The sequence below is a fragment of the Coleofasciculus sp. H7-1 genome (assembly GCF_057473865.1).
The window spans coordinates 332,260-352,160 of the sequence record NZ_JBYCCT010000034.1 but is presented as its reverse complement, the minus strand read 5'-3'; the positions used below and the strand labels follow the sequence as shown (position 1 = coordinate 352,160).

Sequence of the window (19,901 nt, the reverse complement as noted above, 5' to 3'; positions counted from 1 at the left end):
GGGGAGGCAAATGAAATCAAGTACGGATTACACACAAGAATATCAACACGCATTTTCGGCCTACACGCTGGGCAACTACGAAGAGGCGGCTGCCATTATCGATCGGTTAGTCGAAAATTTTCCCAATGACCCAAATGCTCGTATCCTACGGGGTCATATTTACTGTTATGGATTACAGCAGTACGCGATCGCGCGAGAACAATACGAGTTGGTGCCTCAGCTCACCGACGACCAAGAGTTTATCGATTGTGCCAACAACGGAATAGAATACGCCCTCTCTTGCCAAAACTACTCCGAATCTGTTGGTGCAACTTCCGATACCGTCGATGGCGAGTTGGAACAAGACGAATTTGCAATCAACGATGATGATTTTGCGATTCAAGAAGCCAACGCCGCATGGCCATCCCTGGAAGAACCAGAGATAGTAACCCAAGACATCTCTTCTCTAGATGATTTTGACTCCGGAGATTTTCAGGACATAGAGTCTTACTCAGCGGCAAATCCGTTTGTCAACTCGGATACAGATAGTGCCACAGCACAAACACAAGAAACCTATCACGACCCCTTTGCACAATCATGGTCGCCCAGCGCTCTGGATGAGGAGACTGGAGCGCCCGTAAGCAATACAGATGTAGATGCAGATGCATTTGCGCTCGACGCCTTTACTGACTTGGAGCAGACGGCAGATCGTGAATTTCAAATGCCGCCGGACAACTTCGAGAGTGACAATTCCACATTTGAAATTCCCAATTCTTCCGACACCTTAGAAGAACCCAATTTCAATTACTTTCCTCTGGAAGACGAAACACTGTTAATGAGATCGGGAGAGCTGGAAAACTCCAGAAGACCAGAGGAGGAAAGTTTCGGATATGACAGCCAGGATTCCTTAGACGATACCGAACCTTATACCAGTAGCAACGACCCCACCAGATCCCGTAACCGCCCATTTGAGACTCGTCCCTACGAAGACGATGCTACTTATGTAGCCCACTCCGATCAAAACGGCAATACACAACAAGACCAATTTGACTTTGAAGCCTTTGACGACGCCATTGGCTATGACTCGTTTTCCTCAGAAAATCAACAGCGAAACCGGCTTAATGAAAGTAGCAGCGACTTCTTAGAGGAATTTGGTGACTTTGGAGACGATTTAGGGAGCATTCCGGATTTCGATTTGCCCCACTCCGAAGGCAATAGCCAAGGATTCTCATCGGGAATTTCCGATTTGGGTACAGCTTCAAGACGGGCAACTGGAGATTCCAAGCGAAGAGTAGAGACGCGAACTTTCGCGGAATCCTCCGGAAATTCAAGCTTAGGCGTTCACGATGATGAATTCAGCATCACCGGAACCTCCGAACAAAACCCCGGAACGATTTCCTTTACTCCAGAAGGCTCCAAAGCAGAGCCAAATGTCACCATTGAACAAGGCCCTTTTGCTGCCTTTGAAAACGCCCCTCTGAGTAAAAAGCCGCTGATCGCTGCCGCCGCTGCCGGAATTGTCTCCGCAGTTGTCGTCGCACTCGTCAGCTTCATCTCCGCGAGTGCTGCCCCCCAAGACAGCAAAACCACTACAATTTCCCACCTCCGCAACACCAGCTGGGTCATGAGTCTGGCAGCAGGTGCCGCCACCTTTGGTACCACGCTGGCTTTAGGGCGAATTACGACTCGGCAAATCAAAAAAACCACCGAAGACCTCCAAGCCCAGTTTGAGTCTGTTTCCGGCGGCAATTTTAATGCCCAGGCAACCGTTTACTCAGAAGACGAATTCGGTGCCCTCGCAGCTGGGTTCAACCAAATGGCTCGCGTCATCCTGACAACTACATCCGAAGCTCAACGCAAAGCTGAAGAGCAAGAACAAGCCAAAGAAGACCTGCAACGTCAAGTGATTCGACTGCTGGATGACGTGGAAGGTGCTGCCCGTGGGGATCTGACTGTGCAGGCAGAAGTGACGGCAGACGTTTTGGGAGCAGTTGCCGACTCCTTTAACCTGACCATTCAAAACCTGCGGGAAATTGTTCAGCAGGTGAAGATGGCGGCTCGACAAGTCAGTAAGGGGGCGACTGACAGTGAAGTATTTGCTCGCGGTTTGTCTTCCGATGCGCTGCGACAGGCAGAAGAGCTGGCGGTGACTCTCAACTCGGTTCAGGTGATGACTGGCTCGATTCAGCGGGTTGCTGAAAATGCCAGAGAAGCAGAAGAAGTCGCCCGCGCCGCCTCTGCCACAGCCCTGAAGGGCGGTGAATCCGTAGAACGAACGGTGGCGGGGATTCTGCAAATTCGGGAAACTGTAGCAGAAACGACTCGAAAAGTCAAACGTCTTGCCGAATCTTCCCAGGAAATTTCTAAGATCGTCGCGTTGATTTCAGGGATCGCTTCCCGAACCAACCTCCTAGCACTCAATGCCAGTATTGAAGCGGCACGCGCCGGTGAGGCGGGTCGGGGCTTTGCTGTGGTGGCAGATGAAGTGCGACAACTGGCAGACCGAGCCGCGAAAGCTTTGAAGGAAATTGAACAGATTGTGCTGCAAATCCAGAGCGAAACGGGTTCGGTGATGACGGCAATGGAGGAAGGCACCCAACAGGTGATTGATGGAACGAAACGGGCAGAACAGGCAAAACGGAGTTTGGAAGACATCATTCAGGTGTCAAATCGGATCGACGCCCTCGTGCGCTCTATTACTGCTGACACGGTGGAACAGACAGAAACTTCTTCTGCTGTTGCCCAGGTGATGCAATCGGTGGAACTGACCGCGCAAGAGACATCTCAGGAAGCGCAACGGGTGTCAACTGCGCTGCAAAACTTGGTTGGCGTGGCACGAGACCTGCTAACTTCCGTCGAACGCTTCCGCATCGAAGCCACTGAGGGAAAATAAACTCACCAATCAGCAATTGTGGGGCAAAAACAACTGAAGATTGCCCTGGAAACCCGATTAATCACGTTTCTACAAATTGGGCAAAAATCAATGATGTCGATTCCGAGTAGATTGGGTACATTAAAAGCAATCTAGTGGAGAAAAAATCTTCTTTTTTCCACTCAGCACTCAGCACTCCCTACGGGAAGCCGCCGTATGGGCGTCAATAGCACTCAGCACTCTCGAAGGATACTGCTATGCAGCCGGAGCAACAACAGCGAATCATGGGCTACTTCATTGAGGAGGCGAAAGACCACCTCAATACCATTGAACAGGGATTGGTGAATCTGCCAAGCACGATTGCAGATTCTGAAATGGTGAATGAAGTTTTCCGCGCCGCCCATTCGGTCAAAGGCGGGGCGGCAATGCTGGGAATCAACAGTATTCAGAGAACCTCCCACCGCTTAGAAGACTGCTTCAAAGTCCTCAAAGAGTGTCCGGTGAAGATTGACCAAAAGCTGGAGTCTCTGTTTTTGAAGGTTTCCGATACGCTTAAGGAACTGATAGAGCAGCTCAGCGGCCCGTTTGGTTTGACCGAGGAAATTGCTAACAGTATCATGTCAGGCGTCGAGCCGGTATTTGAGGAACTGAACCAGCACATGGCGTTCCTGGTGAATGGGACTGGCGGGAATGTCTCCTTAGAGGCGGCTAGCGGCGCTCAAGAGGCAGCTAAGGCAACAGCGGCGGGCGGCTACCTTCGAGATGGGCAAGCGCAAAAACGATTTCGAGGCGACGTACTCAACCAGCTGCGCGAAATGTTGCAGCTATTTAAACAACCCGACCAACCCAGGTGCAGACAACAGCTTCAGGAAATCTGCGGCTCTTTAGAACGGATGGGCGAACAATATGAATGCCCGAAGTGGTCGGAACTGATTCAGGCTTCGGCAAGCGCGATCGCTAATCCAGAAAATTCCTATCGCACTCTGGCTACCGTCGTTATTAAGGAAATTAAACAAGCCCAAGAATTGGTGCTAGCAGGTCGCGCCAGCTCAATTGAGCCGAGTTCCCAGCTCAAGTCACTCCTCTCATCCTCCGCCACTCCATCGCATTTGGCAGAATTGGATGCTGGAGAATCGCTACTCTATTCCGCCCAAGAGCTAGCTGGGGCAACTACTGCCGATTTACAGACCCAAATCGCGTCTGTACCGCAGCATTCCATGACCCCAGCCGAAGCCGGAAATGCCCGTCAAAACCGACCAAAAGCAACCGACCGTTTCAACTACTCACAGACGTTTATCCAAGAAGAACGGTTTGCTGCTAGTGAATCGGGGGCTGGGTTGAAGGAACCCTCCCTCTCGGCGGCGAATGCAGATACGATGTTCTCTAGTCAACCGAGTATCAAATCCGGTCGGGGTAAGGAATCTGTCAACCATCCAGCCGATCCCAGCGGACCGGAAGTCGGCATGGCAGAACTTAACAGCCTTGCTGACTTGTTTGAAGGGGAAGCCCCGGATCTGGATGAAAGCTGGCAAGAAGAAGAAGTAATCGGCGATGGGGCAGATAATATGGGCACAGATCGTCAGGAATGGTTGAATCTTGCACAAGAAAACGACTTTTCTGACTTGCTGGGTGGTGATACAGACGGGTTAGGAAAATCTGCCACTCCAACAACTGAAGGAGATGATTTAACTTTATTTGGATTTGGAGAAGACTTAGTAGAGGAAGGCGAAAAGCCTGCGGTGGAAAGCGAACGGGAAGATGCCGCACAGTTGTTCGCAGGCAGGGTGTCAGATGTAAATGAAGATGAAGATGATTTTTCAGACCTGCTGTTTGAGGTAGATACCCCAAGCGCAGCTTCAGAAGCAACCCCATCAGAGAATTTAGCCAATCTCTGGAATGACAGTTTCCTAGAAGAAGATGAAGGCTTTGAGCAACAGGAGATTACCAACGCTCTAAACGAGTCGCTGGGGGCGGCTACAGACGAAGATTTATTAGGCATTCTTACCTCTGAGAATCTGGACTTGGCTCTCTTGGCGACAGAGTCGGAAGCGTCATCGGATGGAGATATGTTCGGTGCTGCGGGTATAGATACTAACGAAAATGACTTGATTTTCGAGGCAGCAGCGACAAATCAGGAGTCGTCAGACTGGGAATTGATGACAACAGGAACGCTATTTGGCGAAGCCGCCGAGAACAGCAACCCGGAAGTTCCAGAAGAGTTAGAAACTCCATCGATAAGGTCTACAGAAGGGTCGGACTGGGCTGCGGATTGGTCGAGCGAGGATTTGCAGGTACTCGATAGTGTTTCTGCCGCCGAGCCAATAGCCAGTACTGGTAACGATTTGCCAGATTTTGTGTTTGAGGATGAGCAGAGTACGAGTACAGCTTTGAGCGATTGGGAGATGGGTGGCCTGTTGGAAGATGAAGATGAAGTTGATTTAACGGCGGCGGGTTGGGAAGAAGAACCCGACTTTAGCAACTTGGATCTGTTTGAAACCCCAGAAGCCAGACCAGACAATGGCGATGTTCTTGATGAACTGGTGTTGGATGACAATACCGATCTGTGGTTTGAGGAAATGATGCCGAGAAACGAGGCAAACGACCTGCTGGAAATGAGCGCAGCGGATCTAGGAACTCCCTTTGAGTCGGAGGCGATCGCACCCGAAATCGCAGCAGAGGCGGTAGGAGATGTTAACCTCGACTTTAATTGGCCTGCCATGCCTGGTGTGGAAGATATTGATGCCAGTACAAGCCGCGTTGACGGAGCTTTTCTAGAGGATTGGTCAGCAACAGACTTGGCATGGGACGAGACAATCGAACCCGCTGGCTTCTCAGAATTAACAGCAGCTCAGATGCCAGGAACGGCACAAGAAGAAGTAGAAGATTGGGAGAACGAGCTGGAGTTGAATGAAACTCTGGTTGAAGGGCCATTCTCAGCTTTAGACGATCTAGACATTCCCAGCAATTGGGAGTCTTTAGACGCATTTGCACTGGATACAAGCGCTTCAGAGGCAAGGAACGAAGAGGCACTGGACTTGTTGGAATTTGACAATCCACAAACCAGTCCCTTTAACCTGGATTGGGAGAGTGAAGGGGAAAGCACTGGTAGGGAGATCGAGAACGTAGCGCTAGAAGAAGATGCGGATGCGGATGCGATCGCGCTAAACTCCGTTCCCAATCTTACCGAAACTGAGTCGGTAGATGGGTTAGACGATTTCTTTGGATCGCAAACAGCAGATGTAGAAACACCAGAATTCGCATCTCTTGACGAATCTCTTGACATAAATGGGGAAAGCCATGAAACACCCCAAATTGACGCATTAGATAACTTCTTTGAGGCAGAACCAGAAGCAACTGCAACGACTCAATGGGATAGTTCTCTGGACTTTGCCAGCATGAACCTATCCGATGCAAATACAGATGCTTTTGATGCTAGCCAAGCAGAGCCATTATCCAGTCTGTTTGATACTAGCCAGGAAGAGTCGCTTGTTTCGGCAGACTCCTCCGATGATTTCTTCGCTACAACCGATGCCTTTTTAGAACTGCCATCAGAGGAAACATCTCAAGGATCTCTGGATGCCGCAGAAAATCTAGAAACGATGTTCGGTGACAAGCCATCTTCCAGTACCGATGCGCTGGATTTGAATGAAGAAAATCTGTTCGCTAGCGAATTCGACGCTGACTGGGGAATCGACTCAGCGGCGGTGCCTGTCGAGGCAGAGAATCTGGAAGCGATGTTTGGGGAACCAGAAGCATCCACTCCAGAAGCACTGGAATTAGCCGATGCCGACCTATTTGGCAGCGATATGGAAGCTGACTGGGGAATCGACTCAGCAGCGGTGCCTGTCGAGGCAGAGAATCTAGAAGCGATGTTTGGGGAAGCACCCGTATCCACTCCAGAAGCGCTGGAATTAGCAGATTCAGACCTATTTGGCAGCGACATGGAAGCGATGTTTGGGGAAGCACCCGTATCCACTCCAGAAGCGCTGGAATTAGCAGATTCAGACCTATTTGGCAGCGACATAGAAGCTGACTGGGGAATCGACTTAGCGGCGGTGCCTCAAGAAGCAGAAAATCTGGAAGCGATGTTTGGGGAAGCACCAACATCCACTCCAGAAGCGCTGGAATTAGCAGATTCAGACCTATTTGGCAGCGACATAGAAGCTGACTGGGGAATCGACTTAGCGGCGGTGCCTCAAGAAGCAGAAAATCTGGAAGCGATGTTTGGGGAAGCACCAACATCCACTCCAGAAGCGCTGGAATTAGCAGATTCAGACCTATTTGGCAGCGACATGGAAGCTGACTGGGGAATCGACTCAGCGGCAGTGCCTGTCGAGGCAGAAAATCTGGAAGCGATGTTTGGGGAACAAGAAGCACCCGCATCCACTCCAGAAGCGCTGGAATTAGCAGATTCAGACCTATTTGGCAGCGACATGGAAGTGATGTTTGGGGAACAAGAAGCACCCGCATCCACTCCAGAAGCGCTGGAATTAGCCGATGCCGACCTATTAGGCAGCGACATGGAAGCGATGTTTGGGGAAGCACCCGTATCCACTCCAGAAGCGCTGGAATTAGCCGATGCCGACCTATTTGGCAGCGACATGGAAGCTGCCGACTGGGGAATCGACTCAGCAGCGGTTTCTGAAGAGGCAGCTTCCGAGCTAGAGGATCTCTTAGGTGGTGAACCAGTAGGGTTTGGAGATGCATTGGCTTTTGAGGAGAATCTGTTGACTGGGGAAATTCCTTCAGAAAACCAAGCGTCAGACGCAGATGAGTTGGAGGAAGTTGAATCTCTCTGGGACTTAGTGACAGAACAACAAGAGATTGCGAATACTTCAGAGACTGCTGTTGCGGATGAGTTGTCTTTGATAGAGACATTTGGGGAAGAAGATCGGGACTTAGCCTTCTCATTGGTGGAAAACGATGAGTTTGACGAATTAGAGGCAATGTTGGGTGAGGAAGTGTTCGGGGAACCGGCATCTAACTTGGCAAGTAACGATGAGTTTGACGAGTTGGAAGCAATGCTGGGTGAAGAGGAATCCGTCCCGGCGGCTTTTGATGGAGCAGACATAAATGAGTTTGCTGACTTGGAAGCTCTCTTGGGGGATGATGAACCTCAGCTTGTTCCTCAATTAGCTGAATCGCAGCGTTCTCCCACGAAGCCGATGGCTGAACAAGCTGCATCCGCAGACACCCTTGACGATGGATTCGGGGATCTGGAGGAACTGCTGGGACAGGCTGAGGAGACGATGGGCGGGCCACGCAGCGTGAAAACCAGTTCAGGACAGGTTCGCCCGGTTAATCGTCCCCGCCCGGTTAAAGTGTTTGAGCAGACCATGCGGGTGCCGGTTAAGCACCTAGACAACCTCAGCAACCTGGTGGGGGAATTAGTGGTGAACCGGAACACTTTGGAACAGGATCAAGAGCGCCTGCGACAATTTCTGGATAACTTGCTGCACCAGGTACAGCAACTCAGCGATGTGGGTGCGAGGATGCAGGATCGGTACGAGCGATCGCTCCTAGAAAGCTCTCTACTCGCCAGCCGTCAAAGCAATCGGTTCAACGCCCGACCTGACCCTACATCGGCAGCGGATCAGGCTCCCGCCAACAGCCGGTTTGGTTTGGGTGAATTGGAACTCGATCTGTTTACGCCTTTCCACAGCCTTTCCCAAGAAATCATCGAGCTAATTGTCCGCGTCCGAGAGTCGGCGGCTGACATTGAATTCCTAGTCGATGAAACCGACCAAGTTGCCCGGATGCTGCGGCAGGTGACGAGTCAGTTGCAAGAGGGATTGACGCGATCGCGCATGGTGCCTTTTGCCCAAACTGCCGACCGCTTGCCCCGTGCCGTGCGCGAGATTTCTCTCAAGTGTGGCAAACAAGCCGAACTACAAATTGAGGGTCGGGAAACTTTGATCGATAAAGTGATCCTGGAACACCTCTACGACCCGATGACGCACCTGGTGAACAATGCCATCACTCACGGCATTGAACCGCCAGAAGTGCGTAAAGCCGCCGGTAAGCCCCCCATAGGTCGGATTACCATCCGAGCCTTCCACCAAGGCAACCAAACCGTCATCTCTGTCTCGGATGATGGCGCAGGCATTGATTCAGAAAGGGTAAAGGCAAAGGCCATCGAAAAAGGGCTGATTACCTCATCTGAAGCCAAATCCATGACCCGTCTGGAAGTCTACGATCTGCTCTTCCATCCCGGTTTTAGTACCAAAGACAAAGCCGATGACTTCTCAGGTCGCGGCGTCGGGATGGACGTGGTTTGCACCAGCTTGAACGAAATTCGCGGTGTGATTACGACAGACTCCACCCTGGGTAAGGGAACTACCTTTACCGTTCGTCTGCCCCTCACCTTAAGTATTTGCAAAGCACTCTGTTGCCTGAGCGACAAAGCTCGCATTGCCTTCCCAATGGATGGGGTGGAAGATATGTTGGATATACCCCAAGACCGCATTCAAACGAACTCGGAAGGTCAGACCTGTATCTCTTGGCGCGACTCCCTCATGCCCTTCCAACCCTTAGCGGAACTGCTGACCTACCAGCGTCACCTCAGTCGAGGCACAGTCTATGGTGGCAACCGTGAAGATGACATGATTTCGGTTGTCGTGCTACGCAGTTCTGGCAACTTTATCGCCGTCCAAGTGGATCAGGTGCTGGGCGAACAGGAAATTGTGATTAAGCAACTGGAAGGCCCCGTGCCCAAGCCCCTAGGCGTCGCTGGTGCTACTGTCTTGGGGGATGGTCGGATCATGCCCATTGCTGACGTTCTAGAGCTGATTGACTTGGCGACGGGTCGGATTGGCAAAGACCGTGGCGTTTCTCTGTGGGATAAGGCAGGTGTTTCCCTTCCTGTGGAGGCTCCACCGGTGAAGACCGATCCGATGGTCTTGATTGTGGATGACTCGATTACGGTGCGCGAACTCCTCTCCATGACCTTTAACAAGGCAGGATACCGAGTGGAACAAGCCCGTGACGGTCAGGAAGCCTGGGATAAACTTCGGTCGGGTCTGCCTTGCGAGATCGTCTTCTGCGACATTGAAATGCCTCGCATGGACGGTCTGGAGTTGCTGTCACGGATTCAGAAAGACCCCAGCCTCAACCATCTGCCGGTAGCAATGCTAACTTCTCGCGGCGCTAGCAAGCACCAGCAAATGGCAGCTCATCTGGGAGCTAAGGGCTACTTTACCAAGCCTTATCTGGAAGAAGCGCTCCTTGATGCCGCCCAACGGATGATTAAAGGTGAGGTGCTGCTGACTATCAACACAAACGCCTAATAGTAGGGGCGGGGTTTCCGCACCCTTTCTAGATAGGAAACGGGAGATGAGAGTAAGTAAGGTGGGCAAGTGTCCACCTTATTGGGTATTCAGCTCAGTCGGATTCACCAATTAAGGTAAAAGCCGCCCAGTCTCTGGGGTCGGGGTGTTGTTTCAGGGTTGTCAGCATCATCAGCAGTTGATAGAGTTGCTGTAATCGTTTGGTCAGGCTTTCTTCCTCTATCAGTTCCGCTACAACACCGCCGCGCCCCTTACTTCCATAGATTGACGGGTGTTGGCAACGAGGTCTTGTAGCGAAAGATTCTGTTTCTGCCACAGGGGTTTGAGGTCAGATGTCCGAAACGTCACTTCACCTGTGGGTTTGATGACCCAAATATAGAGTTCTGATTCTAGGGTTTTGTTCTTTCCCTTGAACTTTGAAATTATCGTAAATAATCGAATATTCAACAAGAGTTGCATTTTGTTCTTTAGCAACTCGTTTAACTTGTTCGATATTGGGTGGAGTAATGCTAGATTGCTCTTTCGGGTTAGTGGGACTTAAACAAATTTCAAGCCCAAACAAAGCCTAAACTAGTTTTATAAGCGGTAAATACATCCCTGTTATGGTTCAACCACTCAATAAAACGACAAGACATCGCTGTACGAAATGCTTCCAAGGCTTCAGTAAAAGTGTTCAAAGGTTTCAACGCTCACCTGCGTCTGAGTCCTCCGGTTAAGGTGTGCCATAAGATGAAAGTATAGGCACTCTTATACAAGAACGAAATGTCTCATCAGACTGCGGAGAGTCTCTCACTTGATATTCAGACAGCCCTAACCAGCCCTTAGCTTCCCGATAGAACACTTCTACCCAGTTTCTTTGAGAATAAGTCGTTACTATCCACTCGGCTGTGGCAATGGATGAATCAACATTGGTAATAAAATAGTCAATATCACTAGATGAATCGAAGGTTAAGGCATTCATGACTATAGCAATTGTTCTCTTCCCTTCCAGCCGTGATAGTTCAACTTCCTTTGTTGCCACCCAAACTGTATTTTGTTTTTCTAGATTGAGTTGGACTTGAGTGAAAGCTTCACTCTTGAGCGTTTGAGCTAAATTGTCTAAACGAATTTCTTCGGTCGAGTTTCCTGATTGAGCAATTATAACTTGGCGATTTTTTGCCAGTCCTCCTAGATACTTGAGTCTCCTTTTTTCCAGGTCAAGCAGAAAAGCCGTGTTATTTCCTCGCGCCAGCATCAATCAGTAGAAACGCCGAAAGAGAAAGCAAAACAAGAACAAATATTAGAGAGATTAAAGAAAAGTAAATATGTCTTACTGAAGAACGAGAAAGACCTAAGTGAAGAGCAAGAAAGTAAACTGAGTCAGGTTAAAGAGGTGTCTAGTAACCTGAAGAGAATGCATGAATTAAAAAAGCAAATAAGAAAGATTTTTGAGCAGACTAATAATTGGTTGACAGGATTATTTAAACTGGGAATATGGCTAGCAAGCGCGAAAAATCTTTTCCCGATAGTCAGAACACTATTATTCGTTGGCTGTCTGGAAATTATTGCTTACTTTGATAACAGGACTACGAGTGGTGTTGTAGAGGGCATCAACAATAAACTTAAGTTGATCAAACGCTCTGCTTACGGGTTTAGGAACTTTGAAAATTACCGAATTAGATGCTTGCTTAATTGGCATTTAAATTATTGAATAAGCATACTAAGTAATGAAGAACCATAATTCTCTGTCTTTGGTAGGAGTAGAAAAATTTCACTACACCTATTAAGTATAAGTGCCTAACATTATTGAACCGCTCCCTGAAATACCTTCACACGCTCTCTAGAAGAACGCTTACATAACGCTTACGCCCTAGTAGCAGAGGACTCTAAGTGGGCAGTTCAACAGCGCATCCGTGGAAGTACAGAGTTTGTGAAAACACTTTCTGGAGATTCCGTAATCTAACCCAAGCAAATTTGTAGTAACCTTTGGCAAGGTAATATTAACCAAGCAGATGTCACCATAGATAGATGCACGGTGCCCCTGTTTTGTACTACTGCTATCTGGACTTTTCAAACTATGGCTCCACAACACGGCAAGATTCGGTTCCCTCTATGGCAGTTTCTCAACCAGCCCCTGTTTAGTTCCAAAACTAAATTGGTACTCAATCCCCGCCGCTTCTCGTACCGTTACAGAATTCACCTTTTGGAACGCTGCTGGGTTAAAGATTACCAGCCGGGAAACCGCCGTCAGCACTAAACCTCTAAATTGCATTCAGTTGTCAGGAGCCAAGTTGAGACTGACCACCACATGGTCTCTACAGAATCCGGGAGCCAGAATCTATCTTCAGTTTGACTCCTGGATTCTAAATAAGGCGAGGATTGTTATTTAAATTTATTAAGTTTAAAGGCAGTTAAGTTACTCAGCGATGCCACTGAACAGAGAAAATTGACTTTTGCTCGATCCGGAATTCAGTTCCCGCTTGTCGAATACTTTACTCAGATAGCTCAAGCAGCCCGTGAATTCAGCGTCAGTTATGGGTAAAGAAAGCACCCATAACCGACGTGGGAAGTCCTTTTAGACACCCAGGAAAGCACGCTCGTGAGCGATCGCATAAGTTTGGTTTTCCTCAAGCACGCTCGACAAGAAAAGTCATGGCATTACAATCGGCGTATGGTCGCGGTATTACCGAAAGCCCAACCATTGAAATTTCGCAGGAAGTATTACGGTCTATCCTGAGTCGAATAGAATCTGAACTCCATAGCAGCGAAGTCTACAATCGCGCTTTGGCTGGGTTACAGACGATCTTGGGAGAAGCTGCTGGGAGTGCCCAGATTATGGTTAAGGCAGTGGGTAGAGAAGCCATCCGGCTAGCGTTCCAGCAGTTTGCAAGAACTTATAAGGTTGTCCCAGTCACATCTCCAGAAATTGGGAACAATCAACAACAGCAGCAAGTCAGCAGTCACTCTCAAGAATCATCAGTCGATAGCAAGCAGTCATCAGTTAATCACCCAGAATCAACGACGAATGACTTGACTTTAACGAATGACCAAGGATGCAGGATCGATAACTCACCTGCCGATTTAATAGACGCTAAGCCACTGCCTCTCCCAACCAGTCCAGATCCGGTTTTTCCCAAACCATCCAAAAAGCTCTCCAAGGCTGAACTGGCAGCGCAAGTGGCAGATGAACAGCGGCAAGAGCGTCTGCGTCAAATTGGTCAGCAATTAGGGCAGGCACGTCATGCACAGTCAATGACCCTGCGCCAACTTCACAATCAAACGTTCGTGCCGCTTCATCACATTCAGGCTTTGGAAGTCGGTTGCTGCGAGCAATTGCCGGAGGATGTCTACGTCCGAGGTTTTATTCGCCGGATGGGGGCCGCGTTGGGGTTAGATGGTGCTGCAATGGCTGCTTCCTTACCCGCACCTGATCCTACAAAATCTGTGCTGCCCTCCTGGTACCGACCGAAATCAACGTCAGGGTTCGGATTTCAGCTCAACACAGTTCACTTGTACGTGGGCTATGCGGCGCTGGTGGCAGGGGCAGTGGGAGGACTCGCTTTGATGTCGAACCATTCGCAATCATCGGCGTCTGCTGATTCTCCACCGGATGTTCCTACCAACTCATCTGCCTCTGAGTCGCATCGTCCTGTGAAACCTGCTGCGAAACCCGGCTTAAAGGCGAGTCTGAAGGGAGTGGCGGTTGGACCTGATATTGCTCCACCAGAAGCAATTAGTCGTTAATTAGTCATTCGTTATTGGTCTTTGGCAGAAAAAACAACTGACTGCTGACTAACTAATCACAAGATTATCTCGATGGACGACGGTTTCTGCACCGGCGTAGCCCAAAATGGCGGGAATTTCTGCTGAACGGCGACCGCGAATTTGCTGTAGCTCATCGCTGCTGTAGTTCACCAGCCCTCTGGCTATTTCTCGTCCTTGGGAGTCGCATAACTGCACGGCATCTGACGCCTGAAAGTCTCCCTCAACGACGGTAATCCCAGCAGCTAAGAGGGATTTTCCCGATTGACAAATTGCCGCGATCGCTCCCTTATCCAGATACAGCTTTCCGGCAGGAATCAACCCGTGGGCAATCCAGCGCTTACGGGCGTTGCCCATCGTGTCGCGGGGTTCAAACTGAGTGCCGAGGGGTTCTCCTTGCAAGATTTTTTGGATGTTGCGGGGAAATCGCCCTTCGGTGATGACTGTCCGAACTCCGGCGCTGGTAGCAATGCGGGCAGCAGTAATTTTTGTAACCATGCCGCCTGTGCCCCACTGAGAGCCGCTAGAGCCTGTTTGCACTTGTAATTCTTCCAGCTCATCAATGCGGTTCACCAGGGCGATCGGCTGAGCATCCGGGACTTGGCGCGGATCGGCGGAGTAAAGTCGGTCTACATCGGTCATTAAAAATAGCCAATCTGCCTCTATCAAGCTGGCAACTAGGGCTGAAAGCGTATCATTATCCCCGAATTTCAGTTCCTCTACTGCTACGGTGTCATTTTCATTCACCACGGGGATAACGCCCAACCGCAACAGTTCCCGGAAGGTGTTGGAGGCGTTGATATAAGCTGAGCGTTCTTTGAAGGTACTGCGAGTCAGGAGAACCTGGGCGATGGGTTGTTCTAAGGTTGTAAAAAAGTCATCGTATACGCGCATCAGGCGTCCCTGACCGACTGCTGCTACCGCTTGTTTCAGTGCCAACGTGCGGGGGCGATCGCGCAGTCCCAAGCGGGCGCAACCCACTCCCACAGCACCCGAAGAAACTAGCACCACGTTATGACCTTGCTGCCGCAAATCCGTGAGGGTTTCTACTAAGGCGGCAATGGTGGACAGAGCTAGATGACCTGTTTCAGGCGATGTCAGGCTGGAAGTACCAATTTTGACGACAAGGGTTTGACTCACAACAGAGAGGGGGCGCAGGGGAACAGGGAGGAGGAAGAGCAGCTTGTGGAAGACTTGCGGTTATCGCGTTTGGAGCCGGGGAGTTGGCAATTAGCCATTCTTCCATTCGCATTACCCATTACCGATTCCAAATTGTAAAACGCCAGCTCCTCTGTCGGGGGAACTGACGCTTTACACAGGTATTCACGGGGATTAATGTTTAGGGTCTTTATATCGGCTGACCCCATTTGAACCATATTATAGAATGCCAGGAATTTTTGACGATCGAGAATCTCCTAATTATTTCTTTATATTTTGGTTTTTCAGGATTTATCTGGATTTTTTAAGTTTTGTTGCTTTGCTGTGAGCGAGACGCCCAAGGCTTGAGACACCCAGACTTCAAAGGTGCGGACTGGATAAGAACGCACGGCTAGCGCCGGGTCAACCATCGGTTCGACAAGAATGGTAAACATACCGAGTCGGTTGCCTGCCAAAACGTCTGTAAATAAGCGATCGCCCACCATTGCCACTTGTTCGACGGGAAGGTTCATCGCGGTGACAGCCTGCCGCAGCTTGCGCCGTGACGGCTTGGCAGCGCTGGTAATGTAGGGCAAATTTAACGAGCGAGCGATGCCACTAATTCGGTTTTCGCTCAAGTTATTACTCACCAGCCATAGCGTCGCCACTTGTCTGATTTGCTTCACCCACTGCACGAGTTCTTCAGACGCCTCGGCTGCTTTCAGGGGTACTAGCGTGTCATCGACATCCAAGACTAGACCTTTAAGATGATATTGCTGAAGAAGATCGGGGGTCAGACTTACAACAGGTCTGCCCAGAATTAAGTCAGGCTGTAACCGTGTTACCCAGGACATAAGCAGTTTTTAATTGTAGGTGTGAGTTGTTAGGAGAACTCCCAGGTAAGAGCTTTTTCAACCCGGCAAAGCTATAAATGTGGATTGCTAGTGGCTGCAAGTCCAACTGCCCCGATTTTAACTAGACTTGTGGGCACGGCGACTAGACCAATCGAGGCGCTGTTGTTAGCGGCTTTGTTGCCGTTGTTGGCGAATCGCGTTTGTAGCGGCTTGGTGTTCTTGTAGCGTCCGACTAAAGATATGGGTGCCATCGTAGCGAGCCACAAAAAAGAGGTAGTCTGTGTTTTCAGGATTGAGTGTGGCTTTGAGACTCCCTAAGCCAGGGCTGGCGATGGGAGTGGGCGGTAATCCTGAGTTGAGATAAGTATTGTAGGGGGAAGCTGTCTTCACCTGAGCCAAAGTTAAGGGCTGATCCGCCGTTTGCCGAATGCCGAGTCCGTACTCAACCGTGGGATCGGATTCAAGTCTCATCCCCTTCTGAAGTCGTTGCGTGAAAACGCCAGCAATCAGAGGGCGTTCGGTAGGAATTACTGCCTCTTTTTCGACGATGCTAGCTAATGTCACCCATTGAAGAAGGGGCATCTGGGTTTTTGGCGCTTGTTGATAGATGGGGAGTGCCACCTGCTCAAAGCGATCTAGCATCTGTTTGATGACGGCTTGGGGCGTGATGCGATCGCTATTTAGCTTGTAGGTATCCGGGTACAAAAAACCTTCCAAATAAGGCAAATCCGAAGGTAGCCAAGGATACTGGTCTTTGGGAATCTGAGTTACGGCTGTGAGAAATTCTTCGGCTTTGAAAAATCCCTGAGATTCAAAGTAAGCCGCCATTTGCTGAAGCGACCATCCTTCGGGGATTGTGAAGGACATCTGCACCACATCGCCCGTCCAAATTTTATCAGCGATCGCACTCAGCGGCTGGGTGGGTGACAACTGGTAAGTCCCAGCTTTAAACCCACCCGGTCGCTTTTGCAAGTCCAACCAAAACGCCCATAGCTTCCAAGCATCAGCGGAGCGAATCAACCCTGCTGCTTCCAAATCGCGCCCTATCTGCTGCGCCGAAGTTCCTTGAGGAATCCGGATTAGCACCGATGCATCTTTTCTAGCATTCGCTGACGGCTGAGTTTCGGCAACGGGGGGCGCACTCGCCCAGCTCCACCACGCCCAACCCTGCCATGCACAGAGTCCAAGCGTTGCTGGGATTAAGGCGAGATAAAACGTCCATTTGGAGATGCGTTGGATTGCTTTCATCTTGATTGCCGATAACAACCGCTGTCATGAAATTAAAAATTAAAAATTATAAATTAAAAATGAAGAATTTTCTTTTTTAATTTTTAATTTTGCATTTTTAATTTTTAATTCCTTGCCTATTCCATTTCATCAAATAGCTGATCTTCCAACAGCGGTTGCACTTTTTTAAATTCCTCAGGGGAAAGTAGCTCTGGTTCACCCGCACTATTGATCCGCGCAAACAATAGCAACGGATCTAGAGGCGTGTATATTGTGTATTCTTGTTCTTTGTGGTAAAAGCTGGCTAGAAACTGAAATTCCTCTGGTTCGAGCTGAGTATCGTCATCTTCGATTTCCAGAGTGAGAATTTCTTCCTCTTCAACCGCAGGCAGTTCACCTGCAACAGTCAGAGCAAATGCGGTTCGCTTCAGGACGAGATTTCGCTCTGCCAGGACTGCTTGAGCCGTGGAAAAAACTTCGTCAATTTCGGCGTCGTCTTCGACCAGGGTGGCTTCTTCCTCCTCCTTCTCCTCGTCCCACGCCACAATTTCTACAGGTGAATCTACCGGCAGGAGGATGACGTATTCTTCACCTTCTACTTCTATCGAATGCTCAATGTAACAACTAAGCGATCGCCCGGTTTCATCCGTCAGCGAGACGGTTTGGACGGAAGACCCATTCTCTTCAGGGGGTTGGGATGAGAACATTGCAGATATGCTGCTATCAACGCGAGATTGTGAACTAAGAAACTCCAACCCCAAAGTTTGCAGACAGTGGGGAAGTAGCTTGCAAAAATCAGGATATCACGGCACAAGAGTTGTAGAGACGACATACGTCAAGTAGGGAGAATTTATCAATTGTTCCTACTTGAGGTGTGAAGACTCATCAAAGCGATGCGTTCGCTTACTGCCAGACAAACACCTTCGCTTCGTACTCTGGCAAGTCAACGATCAAGCCATCCTCTCCAGCTTCGACCGGGAAGTTATTCATCCAATCCTGCCACGTCCCAGAGGATGGGAACTTAGGAATGCCATACCCTGACAGAGACTTATCTGAGAAATTCGCCACAACGACAACACGGGAACCTCCATCGTTCCAGCGCACGTATGCCAACACTTTTGCCTCTGGATCTTCGTGGAAAAACTCAATGTTGTCGCTAGAAAGAGCTGGATTTTCTTTCCGTAGAGCGATTAATTTTTTGTAATACTCAAACAAATCTTGATTTAAGTCTCTTGACAACAAAGACCAAGCAATTTTCTTTGGCTGAGTCACGGTTTCGCTTTTGCGCTTGTGTTCTCCAAACTCTTCTCCCATCCAGAGCATTGGCACACCCATCGCCGTCATTAACAGAACAACTCCTAACTTGGCTCTCCTAAATGCGGCTTCGTCAAAAATCCCGCGATCGCCTAATTCTCTCATCAAACGTTGGCGATCGTGAGTCGCCAAATAATTCACTACATTCGTAGTCGCCGTATAACCCTGCCTTCTCGGATCTAAAACTTCCTTCAGTTTTTCTAATTCAAACATTTCGCCACAAATATGTGGAAGCACAAAGTAGCGAAAACTTTCATGCCAACAACCATCCAGTGGACCTTCTGGATAAACTACGGTTTTTGTATCGGGAATATGTTCAGCAATGTTGTAGAACGGCTTAGGCGCAATATTTTTCTTGGCTTGCTTGGCAAGCCAATCCAAAAATTCATAATTTGCCAATTGGCGCACTGCATCAAAGCGAATCCCATCAATGTGATATTCCTGAACCCAAAACCGCACCACATCCCCGACGTATTTCCAGGCAGGCTTAACGTCTAACTTTTCGTCGTAGTTGTCGTAGTTAAATTCTGGTCCCCAGTAATTCGCCGGATCTTCCGGATAATGCATATGCTCGTAGTACCAGTAATTCCGGTCAATCAGCATTAATGGGCATTCTTCATCTGTGTGGTTATAAATCCCATCCATGAAAACGCGAATGCCTCGATGATGACACTCGTCAATAAACCGCTTCAAATCTTCTGTAGGGCCGTAACTGGATTCTGTAGCGAAGTAGTGACGCACTTTATAGCCCCAATTGTAATCACCGGGATACTCATTCACTGGCATCAACTCGATGGCATTAATTCCGAGTTCGCTTAAATGATCTAATTTAGCGATCGCGTCTTGGTATTTTCCTCGCTTGTGCGGGTCATCCTCACCGCCCGAAAAATCCGCAACGTGCATTTCATAGATGACTAATTCGTGATTATTTGGCAAGGGAGTGTCGTCATACTGCCAAACGTAAGCATCAACAATCCTCTTACCATCTTTGATCCGCGCTATACCGTTGTCTCTTGCTTCATCAACGTCTGTAGCGTAGGGATCGATTACATCCACCCATCGATCGGGTTCAAAATTCGGGCTTTTCGATTGAACGCGAAATTTATATTGATAAATGCCATCCTCCAAATCAACCTGAGTTCGGAAATAGCCATCCTCACCTTTTTCCATTGGAATTCCTTTCCAGTCAGAAAAAGAGCCTATCAATACCACTCCTTTGTTACGAGGTGCAAATAAATTGAATTCGATTGAACTTGCCATAAAACCTTTTGATGAAGTTGATTTGCTTGTTCAGCAAAGATTATTTGCAAACATTTTTTAAGTTTGCATTTCTAATTTTAACTTTAGTAATAAATTATACTAAATTATCCGTCTTTAGAAATAGTTGATTCTAAATAAAGTTTGTATAATCAAAAACAAAATTGATTAATTATCTGTTTTTTTATATCTCTAGAAATAGATAAAAGCTGTTGCTTGAAACTTTGGAGATAT

General features: G+C 48.9%; 11 protein-coding genes and 1 pseudogene. 4 read left to right on the top strand and 8 right to left on the bottom strand.

The features are described 5' to 3' along the window. The first annotated feature begins 10 nt into the window (after nt 1-10). Both AC2VDX_RS09910 and AC2VDX_RS09905 read left to right on the top strand, forming a co-directional pair. Nucleotides 11-2,872, top strand: coding sequence for a methyl-accepting chemotaxis protein (locus AC2VDX_RS09910; protein WP_378182937.1), 2,862 nt, complete (start codon nt 11-13; stop codon nt 2,870-2,872). A 236-nt stretch (nt 2,873-3,108) separates the two neighbouring features. After that, a complete protein-coding gene (locus AC2VDX_RS09905; protein WP_486928143.1) occupies nt 3,109-10,137 on the top strand; it encodes a hybrid sensor histidine kinase/response regulator in 7,029 nt (2,342 codons plus the stop codon). A 94-nt stretch (nt 10,138-10,231) separates the two neighbouring features. Here AC2VDX_RS09905 and AC2VDX_RS09900 read toward each other — a convergent pair whose 3' ends face one another. Together AC2VDX_RS09900 and AC2VDX_RS09895 are read right to left on the bottom strand one after the other, a co-directional pair. Continuing rightward, on the bottom strand, nt 10,232-10,453 hold the full coding sequence (locus AC2VDX_RS09900; protein ID WP_378182931.1) for a hypothetical protein: 222 nt from the start codon (nt 10,451-10,453) through the stop codon (nt 10,232-10,234). Between the two features lie 232 nt (nt 10,454-10,685). Next, nucleotides 10,686-11,359 (bottom strand): annotated as a pseudogene (locus AC2VDX_RS09895) (transposase); the annotation flags it as partial. On the opposite strand from AC2VDX_RS09895, the gene AC2VDX_RS09890 reads away from it, so the two are divergent. Beyond that, the gene (locus AC2VDX_RS09890) at nt 11,309-11,827 is read left to right on the top strand and encodes a transposase (RefSeq protein WP_378183060.1); all 519 of its coding nucleotides are present in this window, start codon (nt 11,309-11,311) and stop codon (nt 11,825-11,827) included. The pseudogene AC2VDX_RS09895 and the gene AC2VDX_RS09890 sit on opposite strands and share 51 nt — an antisense overlap. A gap of 399 nt (nt 11,828-12,226) precedes the next feature. Here the strand turns inward: AC2VDX_RS09890 and AC2VDX_RS09885 are convergent, their stop codons facing one another. Then, the gene (locus AC2VDX_RS09885; protein ID WP_378182928.1) at nt 12,227-12,388 is read right to left on the bottom strand and encodes a hypothetical protein; all 162 of its coding nucleotides are present in this window, start codon (nt 12,386-12,388) and stop codon (nt 12,227-12,229) included. A gap of 380 nt (nt 12,389-12,768) precedes the next feature. On the opposite strand from AC2VDX_RS09885, the gene AC2VDX_RS09880 reads away from it, so the two are divergent. Next, nucleotides 12,769-13,860, top strand: coding sequence for a helix-turn-helix domain-containing protein (locus tag AC2VDX_RS09880; RefSeq protein WP_486928142.1), 1,092 nt, complete (start codon nt 12,769-12,771; stop codon nt 13,858-13,860). A 48-nt stretch (nt 13,861-13,908) separates the two neighbouring features. Here the strand turns inward: AC2VDX_RS09880 and proB are convergent, their stop codons facing one another. From proB to AC2VDX_RS09855, 5 genes are all read right to left on the bottom strand, one after another. Next, a complete protein-coding gene (gene proB / locus AC2VDX_RS09875; protein ID WP_378182923.1) occupies nt 13,909-15,018 on the bottom strand; it encodes a glutamate 5-kinase in 1,110 nt (369 codons plus the stop codon). A gap of 302 nt (nt 15,019-15,320) precedes the next feature. Further along, the gene (locus tag AC2VDX_RS09870) at nt 15,321-15,869 is read right to left on the bottom strand and encodes a YqeG family HAD IIIA-type phosphatase (protein WP_378182920.1); all 549 of its coding nucleotides are present in this window, start codon (nt 15,867-15,869) and stop codon (nt 15,321-15,323) included. Nucleotides 15,870-16,034: 165 nt separating this feature from the next. Beyond that, nucleotides 16,035-17,117: an endolytic transglycosylase MltG gene (gene mltG, locus AC2VDX_RS09865; protein WP_378182917.1), complete on the bottom strand. Its 1,083-nt coding sequence runs from the start codon at nt 17,115-17,117 to the stop codon at nt 16,035-16,037. Nucleotides 17,118-17,233: 116 nt separating this feature from the next. Continuing rightward, nucleotides 17,234-17,803 carry a DUF3727 domain-containing protein gene (locus AC2VDX_RS09860; RefSeq protein ID WP_378182914.1) on the bottom strand — a complete coding sequence of 190 codons (570 nt, stop codon included), beginning with the start codon at nt 17,801-17,803 and terminating at the stop codon, nt 17,234-17,236. 196 nt (nt 17,804-17,999) lie between these two features. After that, entirely contained in the window at nt 18,000-19,670 is a 1,671-nt protein-coding gene (locus AC2VDX_RS09855) for an alpha-amylase family glycosyl hydrolase (RefSeq protein WP_378182911.1), read from the bottom strand. Nucleotides 19,671-19,901 lie beyond the last annotated feature (231 nt).